Raw genomic sequence first — 13,603 nt, 5'->3', positions numbered from 1 at the left:
AATTATTGTATGTGTACGTACAAACTTTGCGCCGATATGATTTTCCTGTCAATAGGCGATCATTCTCCGGCAGCCCGTCAGACCAGCCTCTCCAGAAGACTGACAAACCGGGCCCTCTCCCGCGGCGACAGCGGTTCCAGGACGCGGTTCGTCACATCAAACCCCAGAGAAATTGCCTTCTGCGCCAGTTCTTCCCCGGCGTCGGAAAGGCGCAGCACGGCCCGTCTGCGATCCGTTTCATCTGCCGCCCGCTGAATCAGACCACGTTCGACCAGACGCCGGATCACGCCCTGCGTGGTTGCCGGGTCCATCGCTGTCAGCCGCCCCAGATGATTCTGGGACAAAGCACCCTCGTCATGCAACTTGGCCAGGGCGGCAAACTGGGTCGGAGTCAGCCCCGTCTCCTGCATGACATCGAGGAAAATCGCCGTTGCACGCTGATGCACGCGACGAATCACATGCCCGATCGCCTCCTCGACATGATAGACTTGGGGTTCGGTTTCATCGCTCATCATCGCTGCTGTCCGCATTACAGAATCAGGTTTCCCGTACCATGGCGGAAATCTTCCGGGAACGCTATCGGGACGCGATGACCGGAAATGAACACCAGACAGCGTCGATATGTTGTTGCCGGAAGACAGACCGTCTAGCCTCACCCGGTCTCTGCTGAACAGGGGTAATATGTGGCTTCGAAGGAGAAACTGAATGGGCCAGTCGATAACTGCAGCACTCACGGTACTTTTTCTGTTTGCCGCAAGTCCGGTACAGGCGAATGACAAACCGATCCCGTTTCATGAATTGGTCGATCTGTACGAGGGCTGCCTGTCCAAATATGTCGGCAAATTTCCGCCAGAGCAGGCATTCATCGGCAAGAGTCTCTGTTACTGCCAGACTGAGGCGTTCTCCCGCAACCGCACCTACGCCGAACTGGCTGACCTCGTAAAGACACCTGGCGCATTTAACGGTGCCGCAGACGGCTATATGGAAAATTGCGTCATCCGGGTACAGGGTGAGATTAAAGGCGGTAACTGACGATCCGTACGACCGCCCCGGTTTCAGCTACCCGCCGTCACACCACCATCGACGACCAGTTCCGTGCCGGTGATGAAACCCGCCTTGTCTGAGAGCAGGAACAGGCAGGCATTGGCCATGTCCTGAACTGTTCCCACCCGACCGAGCGGAATTGCTGCTGCCAGCCTGTCGCGGGCAGCCGGATCATCTTCCCATCGCTGCTGCATCGGTGAAGCGGTCCCGGCGGGCAGAATGGCATTGGACCGGATGCCCTCACCTGCCAGCTGGACTGCCAGTGATTTTGACAGACGGATCACCGCCGCCTTTGACGCACCGTAGGCATCCTGCGGCTTGCTGTCGCCCATCGTTGCGTCGATCGATGAAAAATGAACCATCGCCCCGCCGCCACCGGCACGCATCAGCGGTACCGCATGCCGGGCGGACAAAGCCATGGACTTCACATTGACAGAAAACACCTGATCCCAGACCGCCATATCCATGGCCGGATCAAGACAGGAAAGGTCACGGTCAAACCAGAGAACGCCAACCGTATTGACGAGATAGCGCAGTCCGCCAAAGGCGACCGCTGTGCCGCCGATGGCCGCACGAACGAATCCTTCGTCTGACAAATCACCCTGAAAATAACGATACTGGCCGCTGCCCGGAACAAGACCTTCAGGTTCGGGCTTCTGATCCGCCATACCAACATTCGCACCTGCCGCCAGCAGATCATTGGCTATTGCCAGCCCGATACCGCCACCAGCCCCTGCAACAAAGGCCGAACATCCTGCAAATTCTGACATGATCAGCGCTCTTCCACTTCTCTGGTTTTGTATTCCGGATTCCGGCAGGCCTGTTTCTCACCACTGAAGGGAATCATATCCCAGCCTTTCGTCGCATGCCGGAAAGCTTCGCTGCATCCCGCAACAATACGGTCATGCAGTTCGGCAACGATCAGCCCGACCTGATCGCGCCACTGATCGGCAGATTCCAGAACGGCTTTCTCACCGCCTTCGATATCCAGCTTCAGCACATCAATCTGCGGTACTGAAAACCTTTCCATCAGTGTTGGTATTGAGATCATATCGATCTCACCGAGAGCATCGACATGATCCGTATCACGGGCCCCGGCAACCATTGTGAATCCCCACTCACCGCTGCCACGGTCATAGAGAACTGCCCGTCCGTCCCGGTCAGAAAGCGCCGCATTCACCGCGGTTATTGTCGGCCAGTCCGCCACATTCTGACAAAGAACAGCATAATTTTCTGCCGAAGGTTCCAGCACGATGATGCGCGCACCCGGACAGGCCTGTGCCAGTGCGATGGCGGAAGTGCCGATATAACCACCGGCATCCACAATGACCTCTGCTGAACCGGCCAGCCGGGTCATCTCTGAAAATTCGCCGAAATGCAGGCAATCCAGTGCAACATTTATATCCGGAGTTCCGCTGCGCACCCGGACATCAAGACCATTGATCCGGATGGCAATCAGCCTTTTCCTGCCGATGATCTGATACATGACGAGACGCAGCGCACTCGCCCCGCCACCCGCTGCCCTGTGATCCCTGAATTGTCTGAGAATGTGAAATATCTGCATCATGGCGGAAGCTATCCTGATCACTGGTCAGAATCCAGTTTGACCGGGCATGTCCCTTATTGAACGCCTTTCTCGGGATTTTTATCTGTTGATCGTTCCGTCGCTGACGCGGAGTATCAGATTAACAAAATCAAATGGACAAGGAGGCTGAGATGGCCCTTTCAAAGAATGACAAAATGCCTGTCGTAAATGTTGGCGTCATGACCGAAAACGGTCCCGGCGTGATTTCGACTGAAGAAATTTTTGCCGGCAAGACTGTCGCCCTGTTCGGTCTGCCCGGTGCTTTTACAAAGACCTGTTCGTCTCAGCATCTGCCGGGATATGTACGAAATGCGGAAGCATTGAAGACAAAGGGCGTCGACAGCATCGTCTGCATTTCCGTCAATGACCCCTGGGTCATGCATGCCTGGGGCGAATCACAGGAAGTTGGCGACAAGGTCATGATGGTCGGCGACGGCGCCCTCAACTTCACCAAGGCTGTCGGTCTTGAAGTTGATCTCAACGACAAATGCTACGGTCCGCGCTGCAAGCGTTTCTCAGCCCTCGTCGTGGATGGTGTCGTCAAATCGGTCCATTATGAAGACAGCGGCTTCGGCGAGACCAGTGCAGAGAAACTGCTGGAAGATCTGTGACATATTTCCGGTGTAGCAATCGCCGAAACGTGACATCGGGATCAATCTGATGAAGGCTGCATTTTACAGCGCAACTGGTCATGCCCGGGATGTACTGCGGATCGGTGAGTTCCCGGATCCCATTGCTGCACAGGGCGAGGTTCTGGTGCAGATGGCAGTGTCTGGCATCAACCCCTCCGATGTGAAGACACGGCAGGGCAAGACGGCCCGCCCCTTTGAAGGCAGTGCCCGGATTCCGCATAATGACGGGGCGGGAACCATTATTGCCGTCGGGCCGGATGTTGACACCACCCGCATCGGACAACGGGTCTGGGTTCATAACACCAATGTCACGGGTGTGCTGGGTACAGCGGCGGAACTGGTTGCGGTCCCGCAGAACGATGCTGCAATTCTGCCGGACAATATCAGCTTTGACGAAGCCGCCTGCTTCGGTGTTCCCCTGCTTACCGCCTGTCATGGCGTCACCATTGGCGGTCCGGTGGAGGGCAAGTGGGTCTATATCAGTGGCGGTGCCGGGGCCGTCGGGAACTATGCCATTCAACTGGCCAAGGCGCTTGGCGCCTCAGTCATCACCAGTGTCAGCTCTGACGCCAAGGCTGAAGCCGCGAGGGAAGCCGGGGCTGATTTTGCTCTGAACTACCGCACCGAGAACCTCGTCGACCGCGTGGCAGAAATTACCGGTGGCAGGGGCGTTGATCATTATGTTGAGGTCAACCTCACCGCAAATGCCGAAACACTGCATGATCTTCTGGCAACCGGGGCAACGGTTGCCATCTATGGCTCCGACAGCCCCATGGCAACACTGGATGCCGGCAAGCTGCGTGTAAAACTGATCGGGCTGCATTTCTATAATGTTTATGCTCTTCCGGCCGAGATCCTCGCAGCGTCTAAAGCGGCACTGTTACCGATTCTGGAAACTGGTTTCATCCGGACCCGGATCGCAGAGCGTTTCACACTGGACGAGATCGTCGCAGCACATGAGGCTGTCGAATCCGGCAAACTGATCGGCAATGCCATCATCCGGATCCGCTGAGACAAACAACTTTGATTTCCCGGCGTCTTTTTCTGCTCCCGGTCTTGTATGCTCCTGCTCATCTGTGGATATAATGTATCTATGACAAACAATGACACACCGCTTCTGTTCACCCCGATCAAACTTCGCAGCGTCACCGCGCGAAATCGGATCGTTGTTTCCCCCATGTGCCAGTATCATTCCGTCGATGGCGGACCAACCGACTGGCAGCTGATGCATCTGGGTCGGCTCTGTGTTGGCGGCCCCGGCATTGTTTTTGGCGAGGAAACAGCCGTTGAGGACATTGGTCGCAAAACCTATGCCTGTGCCGGACTGTATAAGGATGAACATGTTCCGGCCTATCGGCGCCTGAACGACTTTATCCGGGAACAGGGTGCCGTTCCCGCCATTCAGTTGGGCCATGCCGGGCGCAAGGCCTCCTGCCATACCGCAGTCGAAAGCTGGCGCCCGTTGCGCGACGAAGATGTCGCTGACGGCATGCCACCCTGGCAGGGTCTTGCCCCCAGCGCGCTACCCGAACCGCCGCGGCGGTTTCTGCCGAAGGAAATGGACCTGGATGATATCGCCCGGGTGAAGGAAGCCTTCCGGATTGCAACCCTGCGCAGCGCAGAAGCAGGTTACGACATTCTCGAAATCCATGGTGCCCATGGCTATCTGATTCATCAGTTCCTGTCTCCGGCATCAAACCATCGCACTGATGCCTATGGTGGCGACATTGAAGGGCGGATGCGTTTTGCACTGGAACTGGCAGAAGTTACCCGTGCAGCATGGCCTGCGGACAAGCCCTTATTCTGGCGTATTTCTGCGGTCGATGGTGCCGGGGGTATCTGGAACCTGAATGACTCAGTCATTCTGTCGCAGGCGCTGAAAGACCGGGATGTCGATCTGATCGACGTTTCATCCGGCGGCATCAGCGGAAATTCAAAGATGCCGATGGTGCCCCGGCTTGCCGGCTACCAGACCGACTTTTCAGACCGTATCCGCAAGGAGACCGGTATCATGACCATCGCTGTCGGCGGCATTACCGACCCGCATCAGGCAGAAGCCATTCTGCAGAACGGCCAGGCTGACATGGTCGCGCTGGCCCGGGAGTTGTTGTGGAATGCTGACTGGCCGGCACATGCTGCAAAGGCTCTTGGTCTTCCGGATGCCTTTGACGGCATGCCGCATGAATACGCCTTCCGTTTACGGGAACGCGAGCGCCAGAAGGAAATGCAGATCAATCAGGCCGGCGCAAAATCGGAAGAAGCATTCCGCTATTTCATGGGAAACTGAGCTGAACGGAACGGTCCTCAGGACCGCTCCAGTTCCACCTGTTTTCCCGGCACCGGCGATACTGAAAACACACCGGCTTTCCTGACGGCTTCGATGCCGCCAAATCTGTCGGCATGAGTCAGCTGATCAGCCTTTGCCAGACGGTCGATTTCTTCCGGGTCAACGATAGCCCGGAGCTTCGCCTCAAGCGCGTCGGCCAGTCCGTCCGCACCGCCCCCCAATAACAGGTCATGTTCTTCCAGAGGGTCCGCCTCAAGATCGAAAAGCTGACGGGGCATATCGACATGGTAGATCAGCTTGTGCCGTCCTTCGCGATAGGAAAATCCGGCATTCAAGGCACCCATCGCGTGGAATTCCGCAAAGGACGAACGGTCTTCTCCCTCTCCTGTAATTGCCGGCCAGAGTGAGCGTCCGGGCAAAGTCGCATCCTCTGCAGCAAGGCTGGCACCGGCAGCCTCGGCAATCGTCGGGAACAGGTCGATATGAGAGGATATCTGTGTAACGACCTTGCCGGACGGAATACCGGGGCCTGACATCAGCAACGGCACACCGAGCGCATGTTCATAATGATTCGATTTTCCCATGATCCCGTGATGGCCGGCTGCCTCTCCGTGATCGCTGGTGTACAGCAGCCGCGTGCGATCCATCAGGCCCAGTCGTTCAGCAGCATCCATCACCTTGCCGATCTGTTCATCGACGACAGAAACCAGACCGCAGTAACCTGCAACGACACGACGGATCAGGTCTTCGCTGAATTCGTCTTCAAAGCTGTTCATCCATGACAGGTACTGAACTGCTGGATGCTGTGGCTGCTCGCTTTTGCGCCATTGCACCGGCATTGGCACCTCATCCAGCGGATACATGTTCCAGAACCGCTCTGGAACCCGGAAAGGCGGGTGCGGACTGGCATAGGAAACCAGCAATATCCACGGCCTGCCCTCTGAATTTCCGTGCTTTTCCAGCCAGGCGATGGCGTTGGCCGTAATATCACGGTCATAGAACTGGTAATCCGCCTCGCCAACGCCCGAATTTTCATAGATTTTCTTGTGACCCAGCCGCTGCGGCATGCCCTCCGGCGTGGCCCGCAACAAGGCGATCAGGGCGCCTTTACCGTCCAGGATATGCATCGGAATGATTTCTTCCGAAAAGCCGTTATCAATCTCACCTGACCGATAGTGAAGCTTGCCGATTGCGGTCACCAGACTGCCCTGATCACGGACACGCTGCTGCCAGGTCGGAAACCGTCCGTCATAGGCCAGGGCATTATCCCAGTATCCGGTTTCATGCGGATACCGCCCCGTTGCAATCGCCGCCCGCGACGGGCAGCAGAGCGGACTGACGCAACTGACATTGGTGAACCGGACGCCATTTTCAGCAATCCGGTCCAGATTAGGCGTTCTGACTGTCGGGTGCCCGGCTGCGCCCAGCATATACCGCGCATGGTTGTCACTCAGGAAGACAATCATATTCGCTGCGTCTGTCATGAGGACAACTCCTTGCTTTGGGAACAATGTATCGGGGACCAGACATTATCATTTGCCTGTCCGCCATGAAGTGCAAGCACCAGCCTTAGCCGGGAAAGGACTGAATACCGATCACTTCGAGCCTGTCACCGCTGTCATCGGATGTCAGACAGAGCAGACTTTCGCTGCCCTGAACAAAGCAATGCAGGCGGCGTTTCGACAGCCTGACCTGTTCATAACGTTCACGCGACATCCCCTCTTCGACATAAAAGGGGAATTCGCGGTGATCGGGAACAGTCTCTCCCTCCCGCCAGGGCGGAAGGCGGTCTGTCGTCGCCGTTACGGGATACTGCGACACCCAGTCCTTCAGGGCATCCTGCATGTCTGCCGGTGTATCGACATCTCCAAACCCGAAAAGATCAGAGATGTGATAGCTCGACTCATGCACCACCGCTCCCCTCCGGTTGCGCACCCGGAGTATGAGATCAGCACCTGAGCAATTATCAGAGGCCTCTGCCTGCGCCGTGAAACTCTCCAGCCAGACATGCTGGACGGATAATCCGCAACCTCCCGCAAACGCTGCTGTCCCCACAAGAGAGAACAGCAGCCCGCCTGTCACGACAACAGGGCACGTAATTGCGGTCAGCCCCCGCGTCATTCCGGCAACACAACGCCTACCTGTGAGGTAATCCGCTGATAATGTTCGGTCCGGCGATGGCGCTTGAAATCAAAGATCGTCTGTTTGCCGAAATTGCAGAGATCCATGTCACAGGCATGAATCAGCAGTTCATCTTCCTCTGTTTTCGCACGCGCCACCACATAACCGTTCGGGTCAACGATCACACTGCCACCAATCATCGGGAAACCGTCTTCAACGCCGCCCTTGGCGACACCCACGACCCAGGTTGAATTCTGATAAGCCCCGGCCTGCATCGACAGCTCAGAATGGAACAGGCGTCGTTCCGGCCCTTCCTCATCTGCCTGCGAATTCACGGAAGGGGTGTTATAGCCAAGCAGAACCAGTTCGACCCCCTGTAATCCCATTTCCCGGTAGGTCTCCGGCCAGCGCCGGTCGTTGCAGATGCAAAGGCCCATCCAGGCATCCATGTTGCGCCAGACATTAAAACCCAGATCACCCGGCTCGAAATAGCGTTTCTCCAGATGCTGAAAACTCCTCTCCGGGTCAAATTCGATATGCCCCGGCAGATGCACCTTGCGGTACTTCCCGACAATGTTCCCATCCCGGTCCGTCACGATGGATGTATTGAAGCGGTGCCCGTCCGGAGTCAGTTCCGCATACCCGAAGGTGATGGCGACCCGGTGTTCCCGCGCCCGGTCAAATAAAGGCTGTGTCGCCTGATTCGGCATATCACGTTCAAACCAGCTATCGGCCTCCGCCCGGTCTTCCATGTACCAGCGGGGAAAGAAGGTCGTCAGTGCCAGTTCGGGATAGGCGACCAGGTCAGCTCCCTGAGCGGCTGCCTCATCCAGCAATGCGATCATCCGCTCGACAACGGTTTCCCGGCTGTCCGCTTTATGGATGGCTCCCATCTGTGCTGCACCTACGGTAATATTCCTCATCCAGATTCACCCTTCCTTCTCTTTAAAATTACATTCCTGTCCGGACATCTCCCGGCTTGCCCGGACATTACGACAGGAGCCCGCCGCGGGCGAGCAGGACCATGCAAGGCATCGCCACAAATGCCGTGAGAGACCTTTTTGACACTGTCTGGCAAGCAATCCGTTTTTCGCATAATGAAATCGTTGTTTCATTTTCGATTTTAAGGCAAGTTGTCCGCATGTTTCCGGGATTTTCCAGCGTACCGGCTTCCTTTGCCCCTCATTCAGGGGGCGCGAAAAAGATGTCCGGACTAAACAAATTTGGTTCAGTAATGAACAGATACTGGAAAGTGCCTGAAAGATAGTGAATGATGTAATGCATACGCCGACAAGAGCGTACGAGACCAATGGGATTTCCCCAAAATTAGTGAGAGATCCTGGCGCTACGCCAAGATTTAAGTGAAACAAACCTAATGCCTCTGGGAGGGATTTAATGACTACAATGATTCGTAAGCCGGCACATGCGCTGGCTATTCTGACACTGGCCGCCGGCGTTTCGGCAGTCGGTTCAGTTGCTCCGGCGTCGGCACAGGATATCAAACCTGTAACCATCCGTCTTGCAGCCGATCACAGCGGCCCGCCGCATCCGGCTGGTATTGCGCAGGAATATTTCAAACAGCGTCTGCAGGAAGTCATTCCGGGCAGTGAACTGCGTGTGTATCACGCTGGTGCGCTCTACACGATTCCGCAGGCTGTTGAAGCCATGACGGACGGCAACCTCGAAATGGCCTGGGGCCAGTTCGGTAAAACCGCTCAGATCGATCCGTTCATGAGTGTTGTTGTCGGCCCGATGCAGCTCACAACCCCCGGTGCCATGAACGAACTGGATTCGTTTGAAACCGTCAAAATGCTGGCTGATCGCTTTGAAAAAATTCATTCGGTCAAGCTGCTCGGTACAGCACATCTCAGCATGTACATGGGTGCCGGTGCCGGCAGCCGTCTGCTGAATCCTGAAGATTTCGGCGGCAAGAAAATCCGCAGCATGGGCCCGGCTGAAAATGCCGCTCTCGGTGCCTGGGGTGCCAATGCAACGACGATGTCCTTCGGTGACGTGCCGCCTGCCCTGCAGACCGGTGTTATCGACGGCCTTCTGACCAGCCTTGGTGGTTACAACCAGGTCAAGGAACAGGCTCCTTACTTCACCGTTGCCGGTATCAACGGCGTCGTTGGTGATTACTACTGGATGGGTACCAGTGCCAACTGGTGGAACTCCCTCGAAGCCAACCAGCGCGATGCACTGCAGAAGCTGATTGTTGACGACGTTCTGCCGATGGCCAAGAAGCTCAACTGGTGCAACGACAAGCGCGTCCTTGATCTCTATGAAACCAAGGATCCGACGAAGCCGGGCATCTACATCATGAATGCATCCGAGCAGAAAGCCCTTGCTGACAAGCTCGGTACAGCAACCTCTGACTGGGTGAAAGCCAACACGCCTGACGACGCCAACCAGTGGGTCGACAAGTTCAAGGCAGAAGCCAAGGCAGCTGTTGAAAGAAACCCGCTCGGCGATGGCTGGATTGAAAAGACGGATTGTGCCGAACTGAAGCCATGGTTCGACAAGTACACCAAGAAATAATCTGACACCTAATCGTGTCGCTTGAGCTGTAGTAATATGCAGCGCTCTTCTGCCGCGCGCCCCTAATACCGGCGCGCGGCATCTTTTCTTGATGAAGGACATCAGTTCAAATGGAGCAACTCCTTGACCGGACCTACCGCGTCATTCGATTCATTCTGGATCGACTGGTCGGTAATGCCGCCGCAATCGTGCTTCTCGGCGCGACTTTGTTTGCAATCGTCGAAATCATCCGCCGCTATATCTTTGGCAGCGTTTTTCACTGGGGTCAGGACGTTGTGACATTCCTGATATCCGGTGCCGTATTCATGTTTTTTGCCGTCACCCAGGCTCGCCGCTCCCATCTCGCCGTGACTGCCGCTATCGAGCTGCTCCGGGAGAAGGGCTTTCTGAAAACCGTACTGGCAATCCGTACGGCGGTCAGCGCCATGTCACTGACCATGTTTGCCGCTTTCACATGGTGGGGCATTCCCACTGTCGAACGCAGCATGATGATGGGCCGGACAACACAGAGCATGGTACTGCTGATCTGGCCGTTCCAGCTGCTGCTGCTGATCAGTTTCGGAATTATGGCCCTCGTAACCCTGTTCCATCTCTATCAGGACATTCAGGCCCTGCGGAACAAGACGGTCTTCCCCTGGGCGCCTGTTGAAGAAGGGCTGGAGGTCTAGTTATGGGTTTTATCGGTACCGCACTATTCGGTCTGCTTACGATCGGTGCACCTATCGGCGTCGCCCTCGCGGGTTCTGCCATTCTTTTTATTCTCTATGACCCGATCCTGTCCCCTTCGACAGTATTCCGGGCATTTTTCAGCTTCCTCGGCAACTACACGCTGATGGCAATTCCGTTCTTCATCTTCGCCGGTTATCTGATGGAACGGACGGGCCTGATCGACAAGCTGTTCAAGCTTGCCGATGCTCTTGTCGGCTGGGTTCCGGGTGGCTTCGCCTATGCCACACTTCTGGCGGCTGTTCTGTTTGGCGCCATTTCCGGCTCCAGCACCGCAATGGCAGCAGCCATGGGCATGATCGCCTATCCGGAAATGATCAAACGCGGTTATCCCGTCTGGCTTTCTGCCGGGGTTATCGCCTGTGGTGGTGGTATCGCCATTCTGATCCCGCCAAGCATTACACTGATCCTGTATGGCGTGCTGACAGAAGAATCGATCGTCAAACTGTTCTTTGCCGGCTTCATACCCGGCTTCATGCTGGCCGTCAGTAATGCAGTGGTCATTCTGGGCGTGTCCTTCTATCTGAAACTGCCGGCTGGCACGTTCAGCTGGAAAGAACTTGGCATCTCCACCATTGAAGCCCTGCCAGCCATTCTGATGCCTGTGATGATTCTGGGTGGCCTGTATGGCGGGGTCTTCACACCGACAGAAGCAGGTGCAGCGGCCTGTGCCTATGCGCTGGCTTACGGCTTCTATAAAAAGCCCCGCGTCTTTGCGAAAGAACTGATCCCGGTCACTTTCCGGGCCATCAACCTGACCTCGATCGTGTTCTTCCTGGTCGGCTGTGTGGGTGTCTTCCAGTTCCTGCTCGCCAACAAGGGCTGGCCTCAGGATATTGCTGAATGGGTTATCAACTTCGGCCTCACGCCGTTGAGCTTCCTGTTCGTGCTCATCCTGTTCCTGCTGTTCCTGTCGATGTTCCTGAACGGTGTGGCCATTCTGGTGCTGACGGTTCCGATCTTCTTCCCTGTGGCTCTCAGCCTGGGCGTTGATCCGATCCATCTTGGTATCCTGTTTGCCATCTCCATCGAAATGGGCGGCGTTATTCCGCCGGTTGGCCTGAACCTGTTTGCGGTCAGTGGCACAACCGGGGTGCCGGTAACAAAGGTGATGAAAGGCGCGATTCCATTCCTGCTGACGGATGGTGTCGTTCTGATCCTCGTCCTGCTGTTCCCGATCCTGGCTCTCTGGATCCCGAACATTATGGTCGAGAATATCTTCGCCAACTAACACCGGACCGGGTGGTGAATAATCACCCGGTCATTCCAGACGAGCGGCCCGAATCGACTGAACGCGAATTGTTCATGTCAATTCGGGCCGTTTTCTTATCTGCTCTCCCCCTCCTCACCTATCGGATGTCCCCCTATGAAAACGCCAAACAAACTCACCGCAACTGAAGCCATTACCGCCATCGAAGCCGGTGACCTCACCGCACAGGCCCTGCTCCGGTCATGCCTCGACCGAATTGAAGAACGTGAACCGGTTGTCGGAGCCTGGGCTCATGTCGGTGGTGACACTGCTCTGGCCCATGCTGCCGCTATCGACAACTCCCCGAAACAGACAGCTCTGGCCGGCATCCCGTTCGGCGCAAAAGACATCATCGACAGCCACGACATGCCAACCGGCTATGGCTCGCCGATCTATGAAGGACATCGCCCGGTATGGGATGCGGCCTGCATTGCCCTGACCCGGGCTGCCGGGGGCACTCTGCTTGGCAAAACCATCACCACCGAGTTTGCCAACCTGACACCGGGCAAGACCGCCAATCCATATGACCCGACCCGCACGCCCGGCGGATCGTCCAGCGGCTCTGCGGCCGCGGTTGGTGATTTCATGGTGCCCTTCTCCTTTGGCACTCAGACCTCGCAGTCAACAATCCGCCCCGCAGCCTATTGCGGCGTTCACGGCTATTGCCCGTCACAGGGCGATTTCCGTATGGCCGGCGTCCGGGAGGCATCAGGCTCCTTCGACCGTCTTGGCCTCTTCGCACGCTCGATAGAGGACATCTCGCTGGTTCGTGATGTTCTGCTGCGTCGCCCTGTCCGCCCTGTCGGTGATATCCCCACAACTCCGCCACGGATCGGCTTCTGCCGCACCAGTCTCTGGGACAAGTTCGAACCTGCCATGCGGGATGCAATGGAGGATGCTGCAAGCCGCCTGTCGGCTGCGGGTGCCCGGGTCCGTGATTTCGCCTTTCCTGACTCATTCGACCGGCTGGCCGACGCCCATCGCTGGGTTTCCAGCTTTGAGTTCGCCCGCAATTTCACGCATGAATATGAACAGCATAACGATCTGCTCAGTCAGCGCCTGCGCGATGGCCGGATAGCTGATGGCATGGGATGCAGCTTTGAAACCTACCGCGATTCCCGCGCCTATCTGGCCAGTTGTCGCGCAACCCTCCCCGAACTGTTCGGCGATATTGATTTCCTGATTACGCCCAGTGCCTTCGGCGAAGCAACCAAAGGTCTGGACACAACCGGCCCCACTCAGATCGGATCAATCTTCACCCCGCTCTATCTGCCCTGTCTGTCCCTGCCCGTCTTCACAGGCCCCTCCGGCCTGCCAATGGGCCTGCAGATGCTTTCCCTGCCAGATACAGATGAACGTCTGTTCCGTCAGGCACGCTGGGTGGAAAACCAGCTGAAAGACTGAGCCGGAGCAGACAGAAC

15 protein-coding genes are annotated in these 13,603 nt (G+C 56.5%); 9 read left to right on the top strand and 6 right to left on the bottom strand.

All coding sequences use genetic code 11. The annotated features are described in order from the left end of the window. Nucleotides 1–77: 77 nt before the first annotated feature. On the bottom strand, nt 78–530 hold the full coding sequence (locus GH722_14875; protein MRG73049.1) for a MarR family transcriptional regulator: 453 nt from the start codon (nt 528–530) through the stop codon (nt 78–80). Between the two features lie 175 nt (nt 531–705). Between GH722_14875 and GH722_14870 the strand changes: the two genes are divergently transcribed. Further along, nucleotides 706–1,032 carry a hypothetical protein gene (locus tag GH722_14870; protein ID MRG73048.1) on the top strand — a complete coding sequence of 109 codons (327 nt, stop codon included), beginning with the start codon at nt 706–708 and terminating at the stop codon, nt 1,030–1,032. 23 nt (nt 1,033–1,055) lie between these two features. Here GH722_14870 and GH722_14865 read toward each other — a convergent pair whose 3' ends face one another. After that, nucleotides 1,056–1,820 (bottom strand): SDR family oxidoreductase, encoded by a 765-nt coding sequence (locus GH722_14865; protein MRG73047.1) that lies wholly within the window; start codon nt 1,818–1,820, stop codon nt 1,056–1,058. Beyond that, a complete protein-coding gene (locus GH722_14860) occupies nt 1,817–2,611 on the bottom strand; it encodes an FkbM family methyltransferase (protein ID MRG73046.1) in 795 nt (264 codons plus the stop codon). The genes GH722_14865 and GH722_14860 overlap by 4 nt, the downstream gene beginning before the upstream one ends. 149 nt (nt 2,612–2,760) lie before the next feature. Between GH722_14860 and GH722_14855 the strand changes: the two genes are divergently transcribed. The 3 genes from GH722_14855 (at nt 2,761) to GH722_14845 (ending at nt 5,548) form a co-directional block, all read left to right on the top strand. Further along, a complete protein-coding gene (locus tag GH722_14855) occupies nt 2,761–3,240 on the top strand; it encodes a redoxin family protein (protein MRG73045.1) in 480 nt (159 codons plus the stop codon). Nucleotides 3,241–3,289: 49 nt separating this feature from the next. After that, nucleotides 3,290–4,273, top strand: coding sequence for a zinc-binding dehydrogenase (locus GH722_14850; protein ID MRG73044.1), 984 nt, complete (start codon nt 3,290–3,292; stop codon nt 4,271–4,273). An 81-nt stretch (nt 4,274–4,354) separates the two neighbouring features. After that, nucleotides 4,355–5,548, top strand: a complete 1,194-nt coding sequence (locus GH722_14845; protein ID MRG73043.1) for an NADH:flavin oxidoreductase/NADH oxidase — start codon at nt 4,355–4,357, stop codon at nt 5,546–5,548. 17 nt (nt 5,549–5,565) lie between these two features. Here the strand turns inward: GH722_14845 and GH722_14840 are convergent, their stop codons facing one another. The 3 genes from GH722_14840 to GH722_14830 form a co-directional block, all read right to left on the bottom strand. Continuing rightward, on the bottom strand, nt 5,566–7,032 hold the full coding sequence (locus GH722_14840; GenBank protein ID MRG73042.1) for a sulfatase-like hydrolase/transferase: 1,467 nt from the start codon (nt 7,030–7,032) through the stop codon (nt 5,566–5,568). Between the two features lie 85 nt (nt 7,033–7,117). Next, complete coding sequence (locus GH722_14835) at nt 7,118–7,459, bottom strand: hypothetical protein (GenBank protein MRG73041.1); 342 nt, start codon at nt 7,457–7,459, stop codon at nt 7,118–7,120. A gap of 206 nt (nt 7,460–7,665) precedes the next feature. Then, nucleotides 7,666–8,592, bottom strand: coding sequence for an N-carbamoyl-D-amino-acid hydrolase (locus GH722_14830; GenBank protein MRG73040.1), 927 nt, complete (start codon nt 8,590–8,592; stop codon nt 7,666–7,668). Between the two features lie 101 nt (nt 8,593–8,693). On the opposite strand from GH722_14830, the gene GH722_14825 reads away from it, so the two are divergent. The 5 genes from GH722_14825 to GH722_14805 all read left to right on the top strand — a co-directional run bounded on the left by GH722_14825 (nt 8,694) and on the right by GH722_14805 (nt 13,586). Beyond that, entirely contained in the window at nt 8,694–8,936 is a 243-nt protein-coding gene (locus GH722_14825; protein MRG73039.1) for a hypothetical protein, read from the top strand. Between the two features lie 128 nt (nt 8,937–9,064). After that, nucleotides 9,065–10,207, top strand: coding sequence for a hypothetical protein (locus GH722_14820; protein ID MRG73038.1), 1,143 nt, complete (start codon nt 9,065–9,067; stop codon nt 10,205–10,207). Between the two features lie 110 nt (nt 10,208–10,317). Then, a complete protein-coding gene (locus GH722_14815) occupies nt 10,318–10,875 on the top strand; it encodes a TRAP transporter small permease subunit (GenBank protein ID MRG73037.1) in 558 nt (185 codons plus the stop codon). A gap of 2 nt (nt 10,876–10,877) precedes the next feature. After that, on the top strand, nt 10,878–12,164 hold the full coding sequence (locus GH722_14810) for a TRAP transporter large permease subunit (GenBank protein ID MRG73036.1): 1,287 nt from the start codon (nt 10,878–10,880) through the stop codon (nt 12,162–12,164). Nucleotides 12,165–12,299: 135 nt separating this feature from the next. Then, the gene (locus GH722_14805; protein ID MRG73035.1) at nt 12,300–13,586 is read left to right on the top strand and encodes an amidase; all 1,287 of its coding nucleotides are present in this window, start codon (nt 12,300–12,302) and stop codon (nt 13,584–13,586) included. The last annotated feature ends 17 nt before the right edge of the window (nt 13,587–13,603 follow it).

The sequence above is a fragment of the Alphaproteobacteria bacterium HT1-32 genome, from assembly GCA_009649675.1.
Taxonomy (GTDB): domain Bacteria; phylum Pseudomonadota; class Alphaproteobacteria; order Rhodospirillales; family HT1-32; genus HT1-32.
Note: the sequence above shows the minus strand (reverse complement) of the source record. Positions and strands in the feature narration are given on the sequence as shown.

Excerpts from the sequence above, each read along its gene's own strand:
- GH722_14875 (MRG73049.1), bottom strand. The coding sequence starts at position 530 with ATGCGGACAGCAGCGATGATGAGCGATGAAACCGAACCCCAAGTCTAT.
- GH722_14870 (MRG73048.1), top strand. The coding sequence starts at position 706 with ATGGGCCAGTCGATAACTGCAGCACTCACGGTACTTTTTCTGTTTGCC.
- GH722_14860 (MRG73046.1), bottom strand. The coding sequence starts at position 2,611 with ATGATGCAGATATTTCACATTCTCAGACAATTCAGGGATCACAGGGCA.
- GH722_14855 (MRG73045.1), top strand. The coding sequence starts at position 2,761 with ATGGCCCTTTCAAAGAATGACAAAATGCCTGTCGTAAATGTTGGCGTC.
- GH722_14850 (MRG73044.1), top strand. The coding sequence starts at position 3,290 with ATGAAGGCTGCATTTTACAGCGCAACTGGTCATGCCCGGGATGTACTG.
- GH722_14845 (MRG73043.1), top strand. The coding sequence starts at position 4,355 with ATGACAAACAATGACACACCGCTTCTGTTCACCCCGATCAAACTTCGC.
- GH722_14840 (MRG73042.1), bottom strand. The coding sequence starts at position 7,032 with ATGACAGACGCAGCGAATATGATTGTCTTCCTGAGTGACAACCATGCG.
- GH722_14830 (MRG73040.1), bottom strand. The coding sequence starts at position 8,592 with ATGAGGAATATTACCGTAGGTGCAGCACAGATGGGAGCCATCCATAAA.
- GH722_14825 (MRG73039.1), top strand. The coding sequence starts at position 8,694 with ATGCAAGGCATCGCCACAAATGCCGTGAGAGACCTTTTTGACACTGTC.
- GH722_14820 (MRG73038.1), top strand. The coding sequence starts at position 9,065 with ATGACTACAATGATTCGTAAGCCGGCACATGCGCTGGCTATTCTGACA.
- GH722_14815 (MRG73037.1), top strand. The coding sequence starts at position 10,318 with ATGGAGCAACTCCTTGACCGGACCTACCGCGTCATTCGATTCATTCTG.
- GH722_14810 (MRG73036.1), top strand. The coding sequence starts at position 10,878 with ATGGGTTTTATCGGTACCGCACTATTCGGTCTGCTTACGATCGGTGCA.
- GH722_14805 (MRG73035.1), top strand. The coding sequence starts at position 12,300 with ATGAAAACGCCAAACAAACTCACCGCAACTGAAGCCATTACCGCCATC.